Genomic DNA, 310 nt, shown 5'->3' with positions numbered 1-310 from the left:
AATATGTATGTCCTTTCATTATGTCGTATTCTTCAGGAGTAAATCTCTGAGGTTTCTTTAATATAGAGTCTGGAATAGCTACTTTACCAACATCATGTAGCATGGCGGCAAGTCTAAGGATATCTTTGGTTTTGTATATTTGATCCTCATTAATGTTTTGTTTTTTGGCCCATGTTTCATAAATTTCTACTGAATAGGCTCCTACTCTATTTACATGGGATCCGGTCTCTTTTGGATCTCTCAAGCCCGCCATGTTTATCATTCTAATAATCATATTTCGGGTCAGTTTTGCTCTCTCAATTGCTATAGC

General features: G+C 36.1%; 1 protein-coding gene. It reads right to left on the bottom strand.

What is annotated here, in order from left to right:
• Positions 1 to 253 (bottom strand): HD domain-containing protein (locus tag N3F66_15200; protein ID MCX8125492.1); only part of this gene is annotated, 253 nt, incomplete at its 3' end.
• Positions 254 to 310 lie beyond the last annotated feature (57 nt).

The organism is Spirochaetota bacterium, from assembly GCA_026414805.1.
Classification (GTDB): Bacteria; Spirochaetota; UBA4802; order UBA4802; family UB4802; genus UBA4802.
Note: the sequence above shows the minus strand (reverse complement) of the source record. Positions and strands in the feature narration are given on the sequence as shown.